This window comes from Microbacterium zouquanmingi (assembly GCF_052266675.1).
Lineage (GTDB): Bacteria > Actinomycetota > Actinomycetes > Actinomycetales > Microbacteriaceae > Microbacterium.
Genome location: NZ_JBQPRA010000001.1, coordinates 793,904 through 813,988, shown reverse-complemented (window position 1 = coordinate 813,988; position 20,085 = coordinate 793,904). Strand labels below are relative to the sequence as shown.

Genomic DNA, 20,085 nt, shown 5'->3' with positions numbered 1-20,085 from the left:
TCCGGAGATACATGCCTGTTCCCTCAGCATCCTGCCGTGACGCCTGTCGCGGAACAAGGGGGAGCCGTTTTTATTCACGGCCGTGCATCTTTTTCCCGGTGCCATCTATGGTTTTTCCCGGCGCCGTCTCTGGTCACTCGACGCGCGACAGGATACTGTCGCCGGTATTGACCAGTGTCACCGGTATCGAAGGGATGCCAGATGAGCGCTCAGACCGCCGCCTCTGCGAGGCCGACCACAGAGCTCAGAGGTGGACTCACCCAAGTGCTGCTGGCCACTCTCGCCTCTACCGCGGGTTTCTGGGCCTGGATGGCGATCGCGCCTCTGCAGAAGACCTACGCGACCCAGATGGGGCTCGATGAGGGCCAGATCTCGCTGATGCTCGCAACCCCGGTGCTCGTCGGGGCGCTCGGCCGCATCCTCGTGGGTGCGATGACGGATCGATTCGGCGGACGCAAGATGTTCACCGCCGTGCTGCTGATCTCGGTGCCGGCTGTGCTGCTGGTGGCGCTCTCGGGCATGATCAACAGCTTTCCGCTGCTGCTGATCTCCGGGTTCTATCTGGGGGTGGCCGGGACGATCTTCGCGGTCGGCGTTCCATTCGCGAGCGCCTGGTATCCACCGGCGCATCGGGGTCTTGCCAACGGCATCTTCGGCATGGGCATGATCGGCACTGCCGTGTCGGCTTTTCTGACGCCTCGGCTGGCCGACGGCATCGGGTACCTGCCTACGCATCTGCTCATCGCCGGACTTCTTGTGGTCATGGCGCTGGTGAGCTGGTTCTTCCTGCGTGACTCGCCGGTGTGGAAGCCGAACCGCGAGAAGCTGATCCCGAAGGTGCTCGACACGCTGAAGCTGCCGGTGACGTGGGAGATGGCATTTCTGTACGGCATCGTGTTCGGCGGTTTCGTGGCGTTCTCCACGTTCCTGCCGAAGTACCTCACCACGATCTACCCCAGCGAAGTCGATGTGGTCGGGGCTGGCACGCGCACGGCGCTGTTCGCCGTCGCGGCGGTGATCGCCCGCCCGATCGGCGGTGTGCTCGCCGACCGGTTCGGCCCGAAGATCATCGCCCTGATTTCGCTGGGCGGCATCGTCTCGCTCGCCTACGTGGTCGGGCAGCAGCCGCCCGAGGGCATCGTCACCGGTGTGACGTTCATCCTGATGGCCGCGGCGATGGGTCTCGGCATGGGTGCGGTGTTCGCCTGGATCGGACCGTCGACACCGCCGGAGAAGGTGGGCGCCGTCAGCGGTGTGGTCGCCGCGGCCGGGGGCCTGGGCGGCTATTTCCCACCGCTGGTGATGGGCGCGACCTATCACGCCGACACCAATTCGTACCAGCTGGGTCTGTGGCTGCTGGTGCTCGTCGGGGCCTTCGCGCTGGTCGTCGCAGGGATGCTCCGCGACGTCGGCAAGAAGAAGTGATCAGCTGAGCACGATCGGAACGCTCGCCCATCCGCCGACGTCGGATGCCACGACTAGCCTTGCAGCATGGCCACACGTCGTCCCGCTCCCCCCGCTTTCGTCTGCACCGAGTGCGGGTGGACGACCTCGAAGTGGGTCGGCCGCTGCGGTGAGTGCCAGCAGTGGGGCACGGTGCAGGAGCAGGCCGCGAAGACCGGAATCTTCCGGCAGATGAGCCCGCTCGCGCCGGGCGCCGATCGGGCGGCGCGGCCGATCACGCAGATCTCCACCGCTGAGACGCCCCGGCGCTCGAGCGGTGTTGCAGAGTTCGATCGTGTTCTCGGCGGCGGCATCGTGCCGGGGGCGGCGATTCTGCTCAGCGGCGAGCCTGGTGTCGGCAAGTCGACGCTGCTGCTCGAGGTGGCCGCCCAGGCCGCGCGCGGTGGTCGGCGCGTGCTGTACGCGAGCGCCGAGGAGTCGCAGGCGCAGGTGCGGCTTCGGGCCGAGCGCACCGGGGCGCTGCACGACGAGCTGTATCTGGCGAGCGAGACAGATCTCGCCACGATTCTCGGGCACATCGATGAGGTAGGGCCCCAGCTCGTGATCGTCGACTCCGTGCAGACCGTGGCATCGTCGCTCTCTGACGGCGCGGCCGGCCAGCCGAGCCAGGTGCGCGAAGTGGCCGCCACGCTCATCCGGGTGGCGAAAGAGCGCAGCCTGCCGATCATCATCGTCGGGCACGTCACGAAAGACGGTCAGGTCGCAGGCCCCCGCATCCTCGAACATCTCGTCGACGTCGTCTGCCATTTCGAGGGTGACCGCCAGACCGCGCTGCGATTCATCCGCGCGCTGAAGAACCGTTTCGGTCCGACTGATGAGGTCGGATGCTTCGAGATGACCGGCGATGGAATCGCCGAAGTCCCCGACCCTTCAGGGCTGTTCCTCGGGCACGGTTCGACCGAACCGGGAACCTGCGTCGCGATCGCGATGGAGGGCCGGCGCGCCATGCCGGTCGAGGTGCAGGCGCTCACGGTCGCCACGACCGCACCGAATCCGCGACGGGTCGTGTCTGGTCTTGATTCAGCGCGAGTGGCGATGGTTCTCGCTGTGCTCGAGAGGCGCGCAGGCTACGAGACGGGAAAGCTCGATATCTACGTCTCCACGGTCGGCGGAGTGCGGTTCACCGAGCCTGCGGCAGATCTCGCGATCGCGATCGCTGTGGCGGCATCGATTCGCAACTTCTCGGTGCCACGCACGATCGCCGCGGTCGGCGAGCTGAGCCTGGCCGGCGAAGTGCGTGCGGTGACGCAGGCCGCGCAGCGTCGTTCAGAGGCTGCGCGTCTGGGCTATCAGCAGGTGATCGATGACCGCTCGGAACGACTCAGCGCCGCGCTCGACGATGTGCGCTCTCGCAGCAGGTCGGTGCATCAGTCGAAGAAGCATCAGTCGAAGATCGACGACGTTCCGCCGTTCTGAGCGGTGATCTGGCGCGCTCAGGCGTCGAGCGCCTTGAGCAGCTCATCGGGCGATGCCTGCATCGGGTGCGGGCCTGCGATATCGAGGAACACCGTCGTGATCGTCTGCTGGTGCGTGGTGAGAAACTGCTTCAGCCATTCCGGCGAGTAGATCCCCACGCCAGGAGGCAGATTCTCGGGCTTGTTCTTCGCATCGCTGAACAGCAGCAGTGCGACATCGCCCGTGTTGGGGTCACGGTACGTCCAGACCTCGCCGCCGTCGAGCGGATTGTCACGGGCACCAGCGCGCAGGAGCGGCACAACGGTGTTCCCGTGGCGGAGCGCGAGCGCGACAGCCGCGATATCCTGCTTCTCCAGCGCGCGGGCGAGGGCCTCAGCGCGGAACTCCTCGGGTGCCGGTTTGCTTCTGCCTGCGGACTTCGACTTCTTCCCTGCCATGGCTTCAAGCATAGGTGGGGCCCTCTCGAGTTTTCCATTGGGGACTGAAGCATTCGAAAGGGCCCGCGTGCTCTTGCACGGTGGCTGTCAGAGCGAGGGGACGCTCGACAGATGACCACTGGGGATGGCCCGCACCGATGTGCGCAGAGCGCTCCAATGCTAGCCCAGGCGCTCAGCACTCAGGCGGTCAGTACAGAAGTATCTGTTTCGTGTCGAGGGAATCGAAACCGCCGATCGATACTCCCACGTGATATGACGCGCCGCCGGCCGGGGCATGGGCTCGGTTCTCGTCCGCGCAGGTGGAGATGTCAGAACGTGTGCGGTCCCAGATCACGGCTTCCGCACTGGTCACGTTCTGTCCTGCTTCCAGGGTCACCACCATGCTGCTCGGGTTCTCCTGGCAGTCTGTGGAGCGCCACCACACGTCTTCGCCGCTGGTCACCGTGAACACCTGGGTCGCCGAGCCGACGTCGAGAGTGCAGGCGGAGGCACCGTCGTTCGTGAGCGAGATCGACAGCGCAGGAAGCGCGCCCGCGGGGTACGAGTCCGCATCGGTGAGGGCCTCGACCGTGAGGTCTGCTCCGCGGCAGGACGCCGCAACCGGATTCTCGCTCTGTTCGGGTGCGGGACTCTCCGACGGCGGGGGCGTGGCGGAAGCCGTGGGCGTGGCGGAAGCCGTGCTCGTGGCGGAAGCCGTGCTCGTGGGAGCGGGTGCCGGCTGAGCTGCCCAGGGCTGCGCGATGGCGAGCCAGATACCCACACCGACCGCGGCGATCACGAGGATCAGCACGCTGAAGAACACCAGTCGTCGGCGCCGGTAGACCGCGGGGCTGACTGAATGCATCACAGGCTCTTCAGCATCCGGGTATTGCCGAGCGTGTTCGGCTTGACGTGCGCGAGATCGAGGAACTCCGCGACGCCCTCATCCGGGCTGCGCAGCAGCTGCGAATACACGTCGGGGTCGACGACCTGCTCGCCGATCGGGGCGAAGCCGCGGCGCGTGAAGAACTCGGTCTCGAAGGTGAGGCAGAACAGTCGCGAGAGCCCGAGCTCGAGTGCGCGCTGTTCGAGCATGGTGACGATCTCTCGTCCGACGCCGTGGCGCAGCCAGTCATCTCGCACGATGAGCGTGCGGATCTCGCCGAGGTCCTCCCACATCACGTGCAGTGCCCCGCATCCGATGAGTTGCCCGTCGCGCTCCGCGACCACGAATTCCTGCACGGCGCCGTAGAGGACGGCAAGGTCCTTGCCGAGCAGGATGCGTCGCTCGACCAGCGGTTCCAGCAGATGGTGGATGCCGAGGATATCGGCGCTGCGCGCCGGGCGGACGGTGTAGCTCACCCCTCCAGCCTAGATCTGTCGGGCTGGTCCACCTGTGAGCCGCGTCGAATGTGCCCAGCTTCGGCCCCTCCCGCTTTCCCACGGGCGGGTGCCGAAAACGACGAAAGGCGGATGCCGAAGCATCCGCCTTTCGTTCGTGGGGACTACTCGCCCGAAGCTGCCGCGAGGTCGGGAGTCGCAGAGATCGCGCCACCGGTGGTGTTGATTCCGACGGAGACCTTCTCGCCGCGCGGGCCGGTCTCGAAGAGGAACTTGCCGTCCTCAGCATCCACCTTCACGTGGTCGCCGGGGTTCAGCTCACCGTGCAGGATCTTCTCCGACAGCTGGTCCTCGATCTCGCGCTGCATCGCACGACGCAGCGGACGAGCGCCGAGCGCCGGGTCGAAGCCGATCTCGATGAGGCGCTCCTTGGCCGGCTGCGACAGCTCCACCGTCATGTCGCGGTCAAGCAGACGGTCGCTGAGGCGCTTGACGAACAGATCGACGATCTGCACGAGCTCGGTCTTCGACAACTGCGGGAAGACGATGACGTCGTCGACGCGGTTGAGGAACTCGGGCTTGAAGTGGCGCTTGAGCTCTTCGTCGACCTTGCCCTTCATCCGCTCGTAGCTGGTCTGCGCGTTGCCCTCGATCTGGAAGCCGACCGGGCCTCCGGCGATCGCGGACGAGCCGAGGTTGGTCGTCATGATGATGACTGTGTTCTTGAAGTCGACGACTCGCCCCTGGCCGTCGGTGAGGCGACCCTCTTCGAGGATCTGCAGCAACGAGTTGAAGATGTCGGGGTGCGCCTTCTCGATCTCATCGAAGAGCACAACGCTGAACGGCTTGCGGCGCACCTTTTCCGTCAGCTGGCCGCCCTCTTCGAATCCGACGAATCCGGGAGGGGCACCGAACAGACGCGAGACGGTGTGCTTCTCACCGAACTCGCTCATGTCGAGCGAGATCAGCGCGTTCTCGTCGTCGAAGAGGAACTCCGCGAGAGCCTTGGCGAGCTCGGTCTTTCCGACGCCGGTGGGGCCGGCGAAGATGAACGAGCCCGAGGGGCGCTTCGGGTCCTTGAGGCCTGCGCGCTGGCGACGGATCGTGCGGGAAAGGGCAGCGATCGCCTCTTCCTGTCCGACGACGCGCTGGTGCAGCGCCTTCTCCATGAAGACGAGTCGACTGGACTCCTCTTCGGTGAGCTTGAACACCGGGATGCCGGTGGCCTGCGCGAGGACCTCGGCGATCAGGCCCTCGTCGACCACTGCTGCGGTCGCGACGTCACCCGAGCGCCACTGCTTCTCGAGACGCAGGCGCTCGGCGAGGAGGCTCTTCTCCTCGTCGCGGAGGGATGCGGCCTTCTCGAAGTCCTGCTCCTCGGAGGCTGCTTCCTTCTGCTCGCGAACAGCGGCGATCTTGTCGTCGAACTCGCGCAGCTCGGGAGGGCTGGAGAGGATGCTGAGGCGCAGACGAGCACCGGCCTCATCGATCAGGTCGATGGCCTTGTCCGGCAGGAAGCGGTCAGAGACGTAGCGGTCGGCGAGGTTTGCCGCTGCGACGATGGCGCCGTCCGTGATCTGCACCTTGTGGTGCGCTTCGTAGCGGTCGCGCAGTCCCTTGAGGATGTTGATCGCGTGCGGGAGGCTCGGCTCGTTGACCTGCACCGGCTGGAAGCGGCGCTCGAGAGCGGCATCCTTCTCGAAGTGCTTGCGGTACTCGTCGAGCGTGGTCGCGCCGATCGTCTGCAGCTCGCCTCGTGCGAGGAGCGGCTTCAGGATGCTGGCGGCGTCGATCGCACCCTCGGCAGCTCCTGCGCCGACGAGGGTGTGGATCTCGTCGATGAAGACGATGATGTCGCCGCGGGTACGGATCTCCTTCGTGACCTTCTTCAGGCGCTCTTCGAAGTCACCGCGGTAGCGGGATCCGGCGATGAGCGATCCGAGGTCGAGCGAGTAGAGCTGCTTGTCCTTGAGCGTCTCGGGCACTTCGCCCTTGACGATCGCCTGGGCGAGGCCCTCGACGACGGCGGTCTTGCCGACGCCGGGCTCACCGATCAGGACGGGGTTGTTCTTGGAGCGGCGCGAGAGAATCTGCATGACCCGCTCGGCTTCCTTCTCGCGTCCGATGACCGGGTCGAGCTTGTTGTCGCGCGCGGCCTGGGTGAGGTTGCGGCCGAACTGGTCGAGGACTGCGGAACCGCCCTGGGCGGCCTGGGGTCCATCGTTGGTCTGTGCGCCGACGGCGGCGGGCTCGCGGCCAGGGGCCCCGGAGAGCAGCTGGATGACCTGCTGGCGGACCTTGTTGAGGTCGGCGCCGAGCTTGACGAGCACCTGGGCTGCGACACCCTCACCCTCGCGGATGAGGCCGAGGAGGATGTGCTCGGTGCCGATGTAGTTGTGGCCGAGCTGGAGCGCTTCGCGCAGGCTCAGCTCGAGAACCTTCTTGGCGCGCGGGGTGAAGGGGATGTGGCCAGTGGGCTGCTGCTGGCCCTGGCCGATGATGTCCTGCACCTGCTCGCGCACGGCGTCGAGGGAGATGCCGAGGCTCTCGAGGGCCTTGGCTGCGACGCCTTCGCCCTCGTGAATGAGGCCGAGCAGAATGTGCTCTGTGCCGATGTAGTTGTGGTTGAGCATCTTCGCCTCTTCTTGGGCGAGGACGACCACACGACGGGCTCGGTCGGTGAATCTCTCGAACATGCTGTGACTCCTTATCGCACGGGGCGAAGACGCGGCGAGCGCCTGTACATCGAGAGTAACGACCTGTCGCGCCGGGCAAGGCCGTGTTCGCCGTCGGCATACTGGGGCGGCCGGTCGCCGAGTGAGCAACGCGAGACGAAACGCATCCCCCATTGACGCGCCTTATCGAGAGTCGATATGTTAACGACCATCGATAACAACGATATTCGATACGGAGGGCATGATGGCTTTACGAATGGGCCGACCGTCGATGGCTGAGGCGGTGGCGTTGGGACTGGTGGCGACCGGTGCGGTGAGCATCGGGATCGCGGCGATCGTGGGGGCGGTCGGCGCAGGGGTCGAGATCTTCGGGTCGCCGGTGGCGGTAGATCTGCCGGTGCACGATGCGCCGATAGTCGGGCTGTCGGATGCCGCGGGCATTGCCGCCGCCGAATACACGCAGTCCGTGGTGTCTGTTGAGGCGCTGTCCGGCGGCGCTCGCTGGCTCTTGTTCGCGGAGGCAGCGCTTCCTGCGCTGGCAACGGTGATCGTGTGCGCGGCGCTGTGGTGGTTGGGGCTGTCACTGATTCGACAGCGGGCTTTTCGTCGGTCGATGGTTCCGACTTTGGCGACGGGGGCGTTCGCGCTCGTCGTGGCGGGGATGGTCGGCCCGTTTCTCGGCGGGATCGGTCGCGCCGCAGTGGTGGAGGAGTTGTCCGCCGGCGCCGACACCTCGCAGTTCTGGACGTTCCTGGTCTCGGCGGATCTTGCGCCAATCGGCTGGGGCATCGCCCTGGCGCTCGTGGCGACAGCGTTCGAAGTCGGTCAGCGTCTGCAGCGTGAGACTGAGGGGTTGATCTGATGAACACGAAGCAGGTGAGATCGGATCGGAATGATCTGAACGCGGCGATCGTCGTGGGCGGTCTGGTCATCGCTTGGCTGCTGTATGACGGCATCCGTGCTCTGGTCCAGTTGTTCGCGACCGCGGGTTCGGTGACGGTGACGACCCGGGTGCCCGCCCAGGAGCTCACCGTTGCGATCGGCGCGGGTGCGCCGGCTACCGTCGACGCAGCGACGCTGACGGTGGAGAACGTGAACGGCGTCAGCACCGTGTGCCTGGTTCTCGCAATTGCGTTGCGAGCGGTGTGCCTGGTAGGTGTCACTGCACTGGGCGTCGTCCTGTGCCGTCGGCTGATGCGGGGCGCCGTCTTCGACAGAGTGAACTCCAGCCTGACGTTCGCAATGTCCATCGGATTTCTGGCTGCGGGGCTGGCCTGGGCGTGGTTCGAGAACATGGGATTGAATGGCGTCTTCGCGGCCCTGGGTGGCGAGTTCGATGGGCAGTGGCTGCTGTTCTTGGACGGCATTCCGCTCTTCGTCGCCGCGATCGCCCTGGGCGTGCTGGTGATCGTGTTCCGTCGAGGGGCGTCACTGCAGAAGGACACGGAGGGGTTGGTATGACTCCCCCGCCGCCGGAAGATGAAGAGACCGGCATCCACTGTCGGCTCGATGAGCTGCTCGCTGCGCGCGGGATGACGCTCACGGAGTTGAGCGCGCGGGTCGGGGTGTCGATCGTCAATCTCTCGGTGCTGAAGAACGATCGGGCGCGGGCTATTCGGTATTCGACGCTGCGGGCGATCTGCGATGTGCTCGAGTGCGAGGTGGGTGAGCTGTTGGTGCTGACGCCGCCTGCTCGACAGTCGCGCTGATGGGTAATCCTGATGGGTAATCCTGATGAGCGCCGCTGAAGGATTCGAGTATGTGGCGCGCTCGCTGGACTGGCAACTACAAACGTGGCAACGAACGCACAGCACGGCAGCATCCGCGCAATAGCTGAATCACCCGTGGGTCGGAATAGATGAATCACCTGTGGTGCGAAATCGCTTGGGTGGCGGGTCGATGTCGCCGAAGGCGTAGCTGAGCCCTGATCTTTTTGCCATTCATCGATGTGATGGGCCTCGCAATATGAGGATGGTCGATCACAGCCCGACCATCGGCATCCGCCGTCGCGGATCGCGAGCCCGATGCGCTGTCTCGGAGTGAAGAGCCGTTGCTCTCGGCCCACATCGAGTGGATTTCCGCACGCGTCGATCGTTACGGGCACGACGCCGGCCACGTCACGCAACGTCACAACATGCGTGGGAATGAATCTTCCCGCCTAACGTTGAAGTCCGTGGCGCGCGTCCGGAGCGCGCCTGATCTGGAGAACCATGAGCACGACTGCACGCGCCCAAAAGGCACCCGATACCCGCGGCCCCGTCCGCAAACTGCTGACATCATTCGGCTTCCAGATCCTCGCGGCCCTGGTGCTCGGCATCGCCGCCGGCCTCATCGGACGCCAACTCGGCGCGACAGCCGAGTCCCCCAACGGCCTCTCCGCCACCCTCGACACGATCGGCAGCTCGTACGTCACACTGCTTCGCGCGGCCGTCGTCCCGCTCATCTTCACCGCAATCGTCGCCAGCATCTCGAACCTGCGCCGCGTGCAGAACGCCGCGCGCCTGGCGGGTCAGACGCTGCTCTGGTTCGCAATCACCGCTTTCATCGCCGTATCGATCGGAATCGTCCTCGGCCTGGTCATCCAGCCTGGATCTCGCGCAGGCTCCGGCCTCGAGCCCGGTGAGCCGTACACGGTCGGCACGTGGTGGAACTTCCTCCTCGGCCTCGTCCCGCAGAACTTCCTCGGTATCGGTGCCAGCACGCAGATCGATCCCGAAACGGGTGCAGCCGCGTCGAGCATCAGCTTCAACATCCTGCAGGTGATCGTCGTCGCGGCCGTCATCGGTATCGCCGCCCTCAAGGCCGGCAAGAAGGCCGAGCCGTTCCTCGTCTTCACCGAGTCCCTGCTGAAGATCATCCAGCGCGTGCTGTGGTGGATCATCCGCATCGCCCCGATCGGCACCTTCGGCCTCATCGGATCGGCCGTCATCAAGTACGGCTGGGAGAAGCTCGCATCACTCGCCTGGTTCGCCGGCGCCGTCTACATCGGCCTCGCCCTCGTGATCTTCGTCGTCTACCCGGTCCTGGTCAAGACCCACGGGCTGTCGATCAAGCAGTACTTCACCGGTGTCTGGCCCGCCGTGCAGCTCGGCTTCGTGAGCCGCTCATCGATCGGCACCCTTCCCCTCACCGAGCGCGTCACCGAGCGCAACCTCGGCGTGCCCCGCGCCTACGCCTCCTTCGCGGTTCCCTTCGGAGCCACCACGAAGATGGACGGCTGCGCCGCGATCTACCCGGCCATCGCGGCGATCTTCGTCGCACAGTTCTTCGACATCCAGCTGAACTTCGTGCAGTACCTGCTGATCGTCCTGGTCTCGGTCGTCGGCTCCGCCGCCACCGCGGGCACCACCGGCGCGATCGTCATGCTCACCCTCACCCTGTCGACGCTGGGCCTGCCCCTCGAGGGCGTCGGCCTCCTCCTCGCGATCGACCCGATCCTCGACATGGGACGCACCGCCGTCAACGTCGCAGGCCAGGCACTCGTTCCGACGATCGTCGCCAAGCGCGAAGGCATCCTGAATGAGGAGCTCTACAACGCGCCTCGCGAAGGCCTGCCGTTCGCGGACGATTCAGATGACGATGAGGCGGATGCCGCACCCGCCGGCCCCACGACCGACGCCGTCGCTGCGCGCTGACCTCTGACGACGGGCGATGGGTATCACTGCCCATCGCCCGTCGCCGTACCTGCGGGCAGCGCCTCATAGGCTGGTACTCATGACCGGAACCCTGCGCACCCGCACCCGCCTCCTGCTCGCACTCCCGATCGCCGCCGCAGCGATCTCCCTCGCCGCGTGCTCCGGCGTCGGTGCGACCGGAGGCGACGCCCGGCCCACTGCCGACGAGCTCAGCTCCGGCATCGCCACGATCCTCGAGGACGCCGGTCAAGGCGACGTCCTCACCGCCGACCAGATCGACTGCGTCGCCGGGGAGTTCCTCGATTCCAAGGTCTCCGACAAGGATCTTCAGAACCTCGCCGACGGCAAGGACGAGCAGACCTCGGAAGAGGCCAAGGATCTCGTCTCGCAGACGATGTCAGAGGCCGCTATGACCTGCAGCGCCGAGTAGCATCTACGCGCGCGGCTGCGGCCAGATCGCACCGCGCGTGTCGAGCGCGAGCTCTTCGGCATCGATCGCCGTCATGAGCTCGCGCATCAGCTCCTCGTCGAGATTGTCATCATCGCGCTCGGCGAGGAGCACCTCGCGACGCACGTACAGCCATCCCTTCGACAGCGTCACAAGATCCTCGTAAGAAGGCCGTGGAACGGACTCCTCCATCTCCTGCACACGATCGGTCTCGGTCTCAACTCGCGTCATCCGTGTGACGAAGGCGTCGAACGCTTTCAGCTGACCCTCGTCATACTTGCCGGCCCACTTCTCGCGCTGCTCGGCGAGATAAGCCTTGCCCGCCTCACGGCTGCGCTTGCGCACCGCGGCCATCGCCTTGGCATCCTCTTCGTGATCGACGTCGCCGGCGATCTTGAGCCGCTTGATCAACACCGGCAGCGTCAGCCCCTGCAGAAGCAGCGTCGCAACCGTCACGATGAAGGCGACCACGACGATCGCATGCGACGACTTGTCGTCGAGCGCCGCGAGATCGGATGCCGCGAGCGCAGTCGCCAGCGTCACGACACCGCGCATTCCCGCCCACGAGATGACCGCGTTGTCCTTCCAGTCCAGCGCGGGCTCGGTCAGCCGCTTCTTCATCTGCTCAGCCGTCAGCACCGGGCGCCCTGGTCTCGGGCGTGCTTGCGTGCGCCCCGCAGCCACCATCCGCTCCCAGCGCGCAAGCCGCTTTCGCTCGGCCCACCGCGCCCAGGCATGCGCGGGATAGATGTAGGCCGGGCGCACCAGCAGCACTGCGAGCAGCACGGCCCCTGCAAGCAGCAGGAACTGGCCTACCGACTCCGAGCTGAGGTCGCGCAGCACTCGCGGGAACTGCAGCCCGATATAGGCGAAGACGAAGCTTTCCAGCAGCAGATCGGCCGACAGCCATAGCGGCGCCTCCTGCTGCCTGGTCGTGTAGTCGGTGCGTGGGGCGTTGAACCCCACGTACAGTCCCATCGCCACGACCGCGAGCACACCGGATCCACCGAGATGCTCGGCGATCGCATATGCGCCGAACGGCACGAGCAGCCCGAAGGTGCCGATCACCACCGGGTCTGCCACCCGCATGCGCAGCTGATGCAGCACGACCCCGAACACGAGGCCGACGAAAACCCCGACCACGACCGCGACCACGAACTGCCAGATACCGTCCCAGGCGGTCAGCGCGGCCCCGGCGATCATCGCCGCGAACACCCGGTACAGCGTCAGCGAGGTCGCATCGTTGATGAGGCTCTCCCCCGACAGCACCGTCATGATGCGCCTCGGAAGACCGAGCTTCCGACCGATCGCGGCAGCAGACACCGCATCCGGCGGCGCCACGATCGCCCCCAGCAGCAGCGCACCCGGCAGAGTCAACGAAGGCATGATCAGCCACGCCACCACCCCGACGACCGCCGTAGTGAGCAGTACGAGCCAGATCCCGAGCCGGCGGATCTGCGGCAGGCTGCGCTTGAACCCAACGAACGAGACATCCAGCGCCGCCGAGTACAGCAGCGGCGGAAGCACGACACTCAACAGCAGATGACCGTCGATCTCCAGGTCGGGGATGAACGGAACGAAGGATGCCGCGAGCGCCACGACCGTGACCAGCAACGGCGCAGGCCACCCCCGCCACCGTGCGATCGCCGCCACGACGACAGCGCCGACCACCACGTAGAACAGTGTCGCATCCATGCGGAAAGACTATCTGCGTCCGGTCAAGTGGCCCCAGCCGCGCACCCGTCCGTCAGGACTGTCCGTGTTGGACCCGGGACTTCCGCGACAGCGAGTCGATGATCACCGCGAGCAGAAGCACGCCACCGGTGACCATGAACTGAACAGAGGAGTCCAGGCTCAGAAGCGTCAGTCCGTTCTGGATCGACATGATCACGAAGATGCCCAGCAGCGCCGACCACGCCGACCCGCGTCCACCGAACAGGCTGGTGCCGCCGATGACCGCCGCAGCGATCGCGATGAGGTTCGTCGTGCCGCCACCGCTGGAAATGCTCGCAGCGGTCAGTCGCGCTGCCGCCATCAGGCCGCCCACCGACGCGAGCACGGTACCGACCATGAGCGCGGAGATGTAGACGGCCTTCACGTTGATGCCCGCGCGGCGCGCTGCCTCTTCGTTGCCGCCCACCGCGTAGATCCACCGACCCCAGCGCGTGCGGGTGAGCATGAACGCCATCACGGCGACGAAGACGATGAACACCAGGAACATCACACCGACGCCGCGGTTCGTCGCAAGATAGGCGATGGCGGCGACCGCCACAGCCGCGATCACCACGGCCTTGATGATGATGAGCGAGACCGGGCCGGTCGAGAGCCCCGCTTTCGCCCGCCGGCGTGCCCGACTCAGGTCGCTGACGACGATGCCCGCCACCGCGACGAGAGCGATGAGGTACGCGAGCCATGGCGGCAGGAACCACGAGGTCGCGAACTGCACGAGCCACGATGAGTAGGGCAGGTTGATGGTGCCCGTCGGTCCCAGGATCCACAGCTGCAGCCCGAGGAAGCCCAAGAGCCCCGCGAGAGTGACGACGAAGGTGGGAACCCCGAAGCGCGTGAACAGGAACCCGTAGAGGAAACCGATCGCCGCGCCCACCGCGATCGACAGCAGGATCGCCACCCAGATCGGCCAGCCCATGTTCACGAACGTGACGCCGAGGATCGCCGATGACAGTCCGCTGAGCGAACCGATCGACAGGTCGATCTGCGCGACCAGGAGCACGACGACGACGCCGAGGGCGATCGTGCCCACCGCCGCGCACTGCAGCGTGAGGTTGACGAGGTTGTCGGCGGTCAGGAAGTTCGGGTTCAGCAGCTGGAAGACGATCCAGATCACGACGAGCCCGAGGAAGATCGGCAGTGACCCCAGGTCACCGGTGCGGATACGGGTTCCGAACCCACTCATCGCGCCGCGGAGTCCCTCGCCGCGCACCAGTCGCTCGTCCTGCAGGTCGACGGCGCGAGTGGTGGGCATGGAATTGTCTTTCACGGGCTGTCGAGCACTCATCGGGCGTCCTTCTCTTCGATCCGCGACGCCGCGCGGGTACTGACCGGGTTGTCCGTCGCTCCGGTGATCGCGGCGACGATGTCTTCGTAGCTGACGTCGGATGTGCGGAAAATGCCGTTGTTGCGGCCGAGCCGGAGGACGAGCACACGGTCGGCGACCGCCTGCACATCGGCCATGTTGTGGCTGATGAGGATGACCCCGAGGCCCCGCTCACGCAGACGCTCGATGAGGTTGAGCACCTCCGCCGTCTGCGCGACGCCCAGCGCCGCGGTGGGCTCGTCGAGAATCACGATGCGCGGCTCACCGATCAGCGAGCGCGCGATCGCGACCGTCTGACGCTGACCGCCCGAGAGGGACGCCACGGCGATGCGCACCGAGGGGATCTTGGCCGAGAGCTGACGCAGCAGTTCCCATGCCTGCTGCTCCATGAGCTCCTCGTCAAGGGTGGCGGTGCCCCGCTCGCGACCGAGGAAGAGGTTGGCGACCACGTCGAGGTTGTCGCAGAGCGCCAGGTCCTGGAAGACCGTAGCGATGCCGAGCTCGCGTGACGCGGTCGGCGACGGAATCGACGCCGGTGCACCGTTGAAGGTGATGACACCGCTGTCGGCGGGGTGCACACCGGCGAGGATCTTCACCAGAGTCGACTTTCCTGCGCCGTTATCGCCCACCAGGGCGACGACCTCGCCGGGGTAGACGTCGAGGTCGATATCAGTCAAAGCCCTGACGGCGCCGAATCCTTTGGATACGCCTCGGATCGACAGGACGGGCTCACGCACAGCGTCATGCTGTTCGTCGAGGTCGGATGCTGTTGCCACGGAGATTCCTTCGCTTGATGGCCGCGGTGCCGGCGGATCGCCGGCACCGCGGGGTGATCCCCTGAGACCGTGNCCCCACAGCTTCGCGCTTTCCTTTAACTTCGGATGCTTTTCCCCCGGAACTCCCTTTTTTTGGTGCCCCCGATCCCGCCGAACCGCCGGCACCGCGGGGTGATCACTTGAGACCGTGCGCGGCGCACGCATCGGCGTAAGCCGCGGTGCAGATCTCGTCGATCGTGTACAGCTCGTCAGCGACGACGGTGTCCTTGATGTTGTCGACGGTCACCGCGACCGGCTTCAGCAGGAACGACGGGATCGCGTCGCCGCTCCCGGTGTCAGCGGTCGTGTCTGCCTTGGGCGACTCGCCCTTGGTCAGCGCGACAGCCAACTCAGCTGCCTGGTAGGCCTCGGGCTTGAACGCCTTGTATACGGTCATGAACTGGTCCCCGGCGAGGATGCGCTGGATGCCGGCAAGCGAGGCATCCTGACCCGTGACGGGAGGAAGCGGCGTGATGCCGCCGCCCTTCAGAGCCGCGATCGCGCCACCGGCGGTGTCGTCGTTGGCGTCGTAGACACCGGTGATCTGGTCACCGAACTTGGTGACCTGACCGGCGACCCAGTCCTGAGCCTTGGGCGGCTCCCATCCGGGCGTGTCGTACTCGGCGAGGACGGTCAGCCCGGATGCGTCGATGACGCTGTGCGCACCCTTCTTGAACTGCGCGGCGTTCGGGTCGGTCGGCGATCCGTTGACCATGATGATGCCCGAGTCCTCGGGCAGGCCGAGAACGCCCATCTGATCGACGAGTGCCTGAGCCTGCAGCTCGCCGACCTTCTCGTTGTCGAACGAGACGTAGTACGACACATCGGGGCTGTCGATGAGGCGGTCGTACGAGACGACAGGGATGTCTTTGGCCTTGGCCTGGTTGACGATCGCCGCGGCGGCCTTGCCGTCGAAGGGATCGAGCACCAGCACGTCGACACCCTGCGTGAGCATGGACTCGGCCTGCTGCTGCTGCTTGGCGGCGTCGCCGTCAGCGTTCGCGTAGAGCACGGTGCAGTCGGGGCAGAGCTCGGCGACCTTCTCTTCGAAATAGGGCTTGTCAGCGCTGGCGTAACGCTCGGTGACGTTGTCGGGAAGCAGGAGCCCGATCGTCGCGGCGGAGGCATCCCCAGTCTCGGCAGGAGCGGCATCGCCGGTCTGTGTGCCGTTGGAACACGCAGACAGCATGCCCAACGAAAGCGCGAGCGCGGTCGTAGCCACCAGCGCTCGCTTGGTTGTGTTCTTCATTGAAAACCTCCGTAGCTGTGCCGACCACTTTGGCGACATCTGAGCATGACAGGATTCAGCCATTGGCGTCAAGACTTGAATTCAAGCCATGAGAAGATCCGATTCGCGCACATTGGTCTCGTCGATCGCACGGACTGCGGCGCCCCTCGCAGCCGCTCCGATGCCCAGCTGTCCTGGCACGACGTCGGCAACGCCCTGACCGCTGACGATCATGGTGTTCTCCATCACCAGCCTGATCGGCCCGAGCAGCAGCTCCCCTGCGCGCGCGAAGTCGCCGCCGACGATGATCCGCTCCGGGTCGAACAGGTTGCAGAGGTTACCTGTCGCGAGCCCGATGTGCCGGCCGGCCTCAGTCAGCGCGCGGATGCAGTCGGGGTCATTCGCCATCGCCCGAACGACGACATCGCCGACCTTCGTGATCCCCCCGGCATCCCCGAGCTTCTCGAGAATCGCAGGTCCCCCAGCGATCGCTTCCAAGCACCCCCGGTTGCCGCACCGGCACAGCGGACCATCCTCGAGAATCACCGTGTGCCCAAGCTCTCCGGCGGTGCCGTTGTGACCGCGCAGCAGCTGTCCGCCGAGCAGCAGGCCGGCGCCGATGCCGTCATCCACGTCGATGAAGACCACGTTCTGCTTGCCGCGCCCCGCGCCCAGTCGCGCTTCGGCGAGCGCTGCGAGATTCGAGGCGTTGTCGAGGAAGATCGGCTGCCGCAGCCGCCGATGCATGACATCCGCGATGTCGACTCCGGTCCAGCCGCGCAGGATGCCGCGCCCCGCGACGCGCCCCGTGGCCCGGTCGATCGGCGCCGAGATCGCCACCCCGACACCGCGCAGCTCATCGATGCCCGACTCGAGGTTCGAGAGGATGTCGGCGAGCAGGAGAGAGGCCCGATCGAGCTCGTTGTCGGCGCGGTGATCGCGCGCGAGCGGCATGTGGTTCTCGCCAAGCACGCTGCCGTTCACATCCGCAACGATGACCCGCAGATGGCGGGCGGCGACATGGATGCCGGCGACGAGACCCACTGCACGGGCGAAGGACACCAGCGTCGCTCGTCGTCCGCTGCGAATGCTCGGCGTCGTGCGCAGGATTCCGGCCGCCGCGAGCTCTTTCACGATGTTCGAAACGGATGCTGCCGAAAGCCCCGTGACCGCAGCCAATTCGACCTGCGTGAGGCTGCCCTGTTTCTTGATCGCGGCCACCACACGGCGCCGGTTGGCTTCACGCAGTGAAGACTGTGAGCCCGGAGGACGCCTTTGTGATGTCACGACGACACTTTATCCGCGTCAGGCGCGGATACGCGAGCATCCGGCATTTCGCCACGCGCAAGGAATGTATGACCACACCCGCATGTTCACCTCTGTGATGACTGCTTCAGCCCCCGCTCTGTCCGTGCTCGACCTCGTTCCGGTGCGCACCGGCCAGACCAGCGCAGAGGCGATCAACGCCTCTCTATCGCTGGCCGAGACCGCCGACCGGCTCGCTTATCACCGCTACTGGTTCGCCGAGCACCACAACATGCCGGCCGTGGCATCCACGACCCCACCCGTGCTGATCGCGGCCGCCGCCGCGCGCACCAAGACCATGCGTCTGGGTTCCGGTGGCGTCATGCTCCCCAACCATGCGCCGCTCATCGTCGCCGAGCAGTTCGCGGCGCTCGAGGCCATCGCGCCCGGGCGCATCGACCTCGGGCTCGGTCGGGCTCCGGGCAGCGACCCCGTCATCACTCAGCTTCTCCGCGGCTCGGGGACGACCAGTGACGTGGAGCAGTTCCCCCGCCACGTACAGGACATCACGATGCTCCTCAGCAGCGAGGGTGCGACGGTGCGCTTCACGTCGGGCGGCGAGTACATCGTGCATTCGACGCCGGCAGCCACGAGCACGCCGGAGGTCTGGCTGCTGGGCTCGAGCGACTACTCGGCTCAGCTCGCGGCATCCCAGGGGCTGCCCTACGTGTTCGCCAACCATTTCTCGGGCCAGGGGCTGGAGCGCGCGCTGGATCTGTACCGCACGAACTATCAGCCGAGCGAGGCGCACCCGGCACCTCGGACCTTCCTCACCGTCAACGTCGTCGCCGCCCCCACGCCCGAAGAGGCCGAGGCGCGGGCACTGCCGCAGCTGCGCATGATGTCGCGGCTGCGGTTGAACAAGCCGCTGATCGCGCTCGAAAGCGTCGACGAGGCGCTGGCCGCGGCATCCGACCCCGCGACCGATCAGGTCGTCGAGGCCGCCCGCTCACGCTGGTTCGTCGGCACCGGCGCGCAGGTCGCGACCCAACTGCGCGAGTTCGCGACGAAGTTCGGTGTCGACGAGGTCATGGTCTCCCCTGTCGCCGGCGCGTACGAGACAGAGCCGATGGATGCTCCGGCCGGCCGAGCCCAGACGCTCGAGCTCGTCGCCGCCGCGCTTTAGCGTCGGCGGCCGGGCGCGGGGCGCGGCGGGCGCGCGCGGGATGCTTTTCGCGGCTCGCAGGCCGGTTTAGACCCGAGATCCATCCCGCGCGCGCCAACCGACCCGGCCAACCGGCGCGACGAACGAGAACGAGCGGGTCAGGCCTCGGGCTCGCCGGCGATGAGGGCGCGCAGCCAGTCGCGCGCCTCGACGAACACGTCATCGGCGTAGCGCTCGGGGTACTGCACGATCCGGCGATCGGCCCGCGGATACGACCCGAGAAACACCACTCGCGGGCTGAAGCGGCGGATGCCGAGCAGCGCATCGGCCATCCGCTCATCGTGCACGTGTCCGTCCGCATCGATCACGAAGCGGTAGCGTCCGAGCGAATCCCCGATGGGGCGGGATTCGATGAGCGAGAGGTTGATGCCACGGGTCGAGAACTGCTCGAGCATGTCGAGCAGGGCTCCCGGCTGATCGTTCGGGAGCTCGACGATGAGCGAGGTCTTGTCTGCCCCGGTCGGATCCGGCGCTGTGGTCGTCCGCGTGACCAGCACGAAGCGGGTGACGGCCGACGTGTTGTCGCCGATCTCGGAGGCGAGCACGTCGACGTCGTAGTGCGCCACGATCCCGGGAGGTGCGATCGCCGCCTGCGCGGGGGAGGTTCCCTCGAGCACGCCGATGGCGGATGCCACGTTGCTCGCTGCCGGAACATGGGAGTGGTTAGGCAGATGCTCGCCGAGCCAGGCGTGACACTGCGCGTAGGCCACGGGATGCGCGGCGATCGCAGAGACGTCCTCGAGCTTCGTTCCGCGAGGTGCGACGAGCACGAAATTAACCTTGACCAGGTATTCACCAACGATGCGCAGCCCCGGGAGAGTCGCCAGAGCATCCTGAGTCGTGGAGACGCCGCCCTCGATGGAGTTCTCGATCGCGATCATCGCCGCGTAGCTTCGCCCTTCGAGCACGTCCGCGAGCGCCTCGCCGACGTTGTGCACCGAACGGCGATCGTGCCCCCGAGCCTCGGCCACCTGATCGAGTGCTGCTTCGGTGAAGGTACCCGCTGGCCCCAGGTAGCTGTAAGTACGGCGTTCAGTCACGCGTTTCACCTTAGCCCCGTCCTCCCCTCACCCGCCTCGTCATTCAGGATGCGCGCGCGCCCGTATCGGGGCACACTGGAAG

At 66.3% G+C, this 20,085-nt stretch carries 18 protein-coding genes; 8 read left to right on the top strand and 10 right to left on the bottom strand.

Going from position 1 to position 20,085, the window contains the following annotated elements:
* The first annotated feature begins 201 nt into the window (after positions 1-201).
* Both ACTU6V_RS03990 and radA read left to right on the top strand, forming a co-directional pair.
* Positions 202-1,425: a nitrate/nitrite transporter gene (locus ACTU6V_RS03990; protein ID WP_443468702.1), complete on the top strand. Its 1,224-nt coding sequence runs from the start codon at positions 202-204 to the stop codon at positions 1,423-1,425.
* A gap of 66 nt (positions 1,426-1,491) precedes the next feature.
* Positions 1,492-2,880, top strand: coding sequence for a DNA repair protein RadA (gene radA, locus ACTU6V_RS03985; protein ID WP_443474978.1), 1,389 nt, complete (start codon positions 1,492-1,494; stop codon positions 2,878-2,880).
* A gap of 17 nt (positions 2,881-2,897) precedes the next feature.
* Here the strand turns inward: radA and ACTU6V_RS03980 are convergent, their stop codons facing one another.
* The 4 genes from ACTU6V_RS03980 to ACTU6V_RS03965 form a co-directional block, all read right to left on the bottom strand.
* Positions 2,898-3,317, bottom strand: coding sequence for a dehydrogenase (locus tag ACTU6V_RS03980; RefSeq protein WP_443468700.1), 420 nt, complete (start codon positions 3,315-3,317; stop codon positions 2,898-2,900).
* A 187-nt stretch (positions 3,318-3,504) separates the two neighbouring features.
* A complete protein-coding gene (locus tag ACTU6V_RS03975) occupies positions 3,505-4,161 on the bottom strand; it encodes a hypothetical protein (RefSeq protein WP_443474977.1) in 657 nt (218 codons plus the stop codon).
* The gene (locus ACTU6V_RS03970; RefSeq protein WP_443468698.1) at positions 4,161-4,658 is read right to left on the bottom strand and encodes an amino-acid N-acetyltransferase; all 498 of its coding nucleotides are present in this window, start codon (positions 4,656-4,658) and stop codon (positions 4,161-4,163) included. Before ACTU6V_RS03970 ends, ACTU6V_RS03975 begins: the two co-directional genes overlap by 1 nt.
* Positions 4,659-4,801: 143 nt before the next feature.
* Positions 4,802-7,333, bottom strand: a complete 2,532-nt coding sequence (locus ACTU6V_RS03965; RefSeq protein ID WP_443468697.1) for an ATP-dependent Clp protease ATP-binding subunit — start codon at positions 7,331-7,333, stop codon at positions 4,802-4,804.
* Positions 7,334-7,553: 220 nt separating this feature from the next.
* Here ACTU6V_RS03965 and ACTU6V_RS03960 point away from each other — a divergent pair, with 220 nt between their 5' ends.
* The 5 genes from ACTU6V_RS03960 to ACTU6V_RS03940 all read left to right on the top strand — a co-directional run bounded on the left by ACTU6V_RS03960 (position 7,554) and on the right by ACTU6V_RS03940 (position 11,377).
* Positions 7,554-8,174 (top strand): hypothetical protein, encoded by a 621-nt coding sequence (locus ACTU6V_RS03960; RefSeq protein WP_443474976.1) that lies wholly within the window; start codon positions 7,554-7,556, stop codon positions 8,172-8,174.
* Complete coding sequence (locus tag ACTU6V_RS03955; protein ID WP_443474975.1) at positions 8,174-8,773, top strand: hypothetical protein; 600 nt, start codon at positions 8,174-8,176, stop codon at positions 8,771-8,773. The genes ACTU6V_RS03960 and ACTU6V_RS03955 overlap by 1 nt, the downstream gene beginning before the upstream one ends.
* Positions 8,770-9,021 carry a helix-turn-helix domain-containing protein gene (locus ACTU6V_RS03950; RefSeq protein ID WP_443468694.1) on the top strand — a complete coding sequence of 84 codons (252 nt, stop codon included), beginning with the start codon at positions 8,770-8,772 and terminating at the stop codon, positions 9,019-9,021. Before ACTU6V_RS03955 ends, ACTU6V_RS03950 begins: the two co-directional genes overlap by 4 nt.
* Before the next feature lie 501 nt (positions 9,022-9,522).
* Entirely contained in the window at positions 9,523-10,947 is a 1,425-nt protein-coding gene (locus tag ACTU6V_RS03945; protein ID WP_443474974.1) for a dicarboxylate/amino acid:cation symporter, read from the top strand.
* A 79-nt stretch (positions 10,948-11,026) separates the two neighbouring features.
* A complete protein-coding gene (locus ACTU6V_RS03940) occupies positions 11,027-11,377 on the top strand; it encodes a hypothetical protein (protein WP_443474973.1) in 351 nt (116 codons plus the stop codon).
* A 3-nt stretch (positions 11,378-11,380) separates the two neighbouring features.
* Here ACTU6V_RS03940 and ACTU6V_RS03935 read toward each other — a convergent pair whose 3' ends face one another.
* From ACTU6V_RS03935 to ACTU6V_RS03915, 5 genes are all read right to left on the bottom strand, one after another.
* Positions 11,381-13,090, bottom strand: a complete 1,710-nt coding sequence (locus tag ACTU6V_RS03935; protein ID WP_443474972.1) for a cation:proton antiporter — start codon at positions 13,088-13,090, stop codon at positions 11,381-11,383.
* 52 nt (positions 13,091-13,142) lie between these two features.
* Complete coding sequence (locus ACTU6V_RS03930; RefSeq protein WP_443474971.1) at positions 13,143-14,378, bottom strand: sugar ABC transporter permease; 1,236 nt, start codon at positions 14,376-14,378, stop codon at positions 13,143-13,145.
* A 29-nt stretch (positions 14,379-14,407) separates the two neighbouring features.
* Complete coding sequence (locus tag ACTU6V_RS03925) at positions 14,408-15,226, bottom strand: ATP-binding cassette domain-containing protein (RefSeq protein ID WP_443468689.1); 819 nt, start codon at positions 15,224-15,226, stop codon at positions 14,408-14,410.
* Between the two features lie 175 nt (positions 15,227-15,401).
* Complete coding sequence (locus ACTU6V_RS03920; protein WP_443468688.1) at positions 15,402-16,514, bottom strand: ABC transporter substrate-binding protein; 1,113 nt, start codon at positions 16,512-16,514, stop codon at positions 15,402-15,404.
* A gap of 81 nt (positions 16,515-16,595) precedes the next feature.
* A complete protein-coding gene (locus ACTU6V_RS03915) occupies positions 16,596-17,780 on the bottom strand; it encodes an ROK family transcriptional regulator (RefSeq protein WP_443468687.1) in 1,185 nt (394 codons plus the stop codon).
* Between the two features lie 97 nt (positions 17,781-17,877).
* Here ACTU6V_RS03915 and ACTU6V_RS03910 point away from each other — a divergent pair, with 97 nt between their 5' ends.
* Entirely contained in the window at positions 17,878-18,924 is a 1,047-nt protein-coding gene (locus tag ACTU6V_RS03910; RefSeq protein ID WP_443468686.1) for an LLM class flavin-dependent oxidoreductase, read from the top strand.
* A gap of 137 nt (positions 18,925-19,061) precedes the next feature.
* Here ACTU6V_RS03910 and pheA read toward each other — a convergent pair whose 3' ends face one another.
* A complete protein-coding gene (gene pheA, locus ACTU6V_RS03905) occupies positions 19,062-20,012 on the bottom strand; it encodes a prephenate dehydratase (RefSeq protein WP_443474970.1) in 951 nt (316 codons plus the stop codon).
* Positions 20,013-20,085: the final 73 nt, after the last annotated feature.

Coding starts and splice junctions, on each gene's coding strand:
- ACTU6V_RS03920 (WP_443468688.1), bottom strand. CDS start 16,514: ATGAAGAACACAACCAAGCGAGCGCTGGTGGCTACGACCGCGCTCGCG.
- ACTU6V_RS03975 (WP_443474977.1), bottom strand. CDS start 4,161: ATGCATTCAGTCAGCCCCGCGGTCTACCGGCGCCGACGACTGGTGTTC.
- ACTU6V_RS03945 (WP_443474974.1), top strand. CDS start 9,523: ATGAGCACGACTGCACGCGCCCAAAAGGCACCCGATACCCGCGGCCCC.
- ACTU6V_RS03950 (WP_443468694.1), top strand. CDS start 8,770: ATGACTCCCCCGCCGCCGGAAGATGAAGAGACCGGCATCCACTGTCGG.
- ACTU6V_RS03980 (WP_443468700.1), bottom strand. CDS start 3,317: ATGGCAGGGAAGAAGTCGAAGTCCGCAGGCAGAAGCAAACCGGCACCC.
- ACTU6V_RS03940 (WP_443474973.1), top strand. CDS start 11,027: ATGACCGGAACCCTGCGCACCCGCACCCGCCTCCTGCTCGCACTCCCG.
- ACTU6V_RS03935 (WP_443474972.1), bottom strand. CDS start 13,090: ATGGATGCGACACTGTTCTACGTGGTGGTCGGCGCTGTCGTCGTGGCG.
- ACTU6V_RS03955 (WP_443474975.1), top strand. CDS start 8,174: ATGAACACGAAGCAGGTGAGATCGGATCGGAATGATCTGAACGCGGCG.
- ACTU6V_RS03965 (WP_443468697.1), bottom strand. CDS start 7,333: ATGTTCGAGAGATTCACCGACCGAGCCCGTCGTGTGGTCGTCCTCGCC.
- radA (WP_443474978.1), top strand. CDS start 1,492: ATGGCCACACGTCGTCCCGCTCCCCCCGCTTTCGTCTGCACCGAGTGC.
- ACTU6V_RS03990 (WP_443468702.1), top strand. CDS start 202: ATGAGCGCTCAGACCGCCGCCTCTGCGAGGCCGACCACAGAGCTCAGA.
- ACTU6V_RS03960 (WP_443474976.1), top strand. CDS start 7,554: ATGATGGCTTTACGAATGGGCCGACCGTCGATGGCTGAGGCGGTGGCG.
- ACTU6V_RS03910 (WP_443468686.1), top strand. CDS start 17,878: ATGACTGCTTCAGCCCCCGCTCTGTCCGTGCTCGACCTCGTTCCGGTG.
- ACTU6V_RS03930 (WP_443474971.1), bottom strand. CDS start 14,378: ATGCCCACCACTCGCGCCGTCGACCTGCAGGACGAGCGACTGGTGCGC.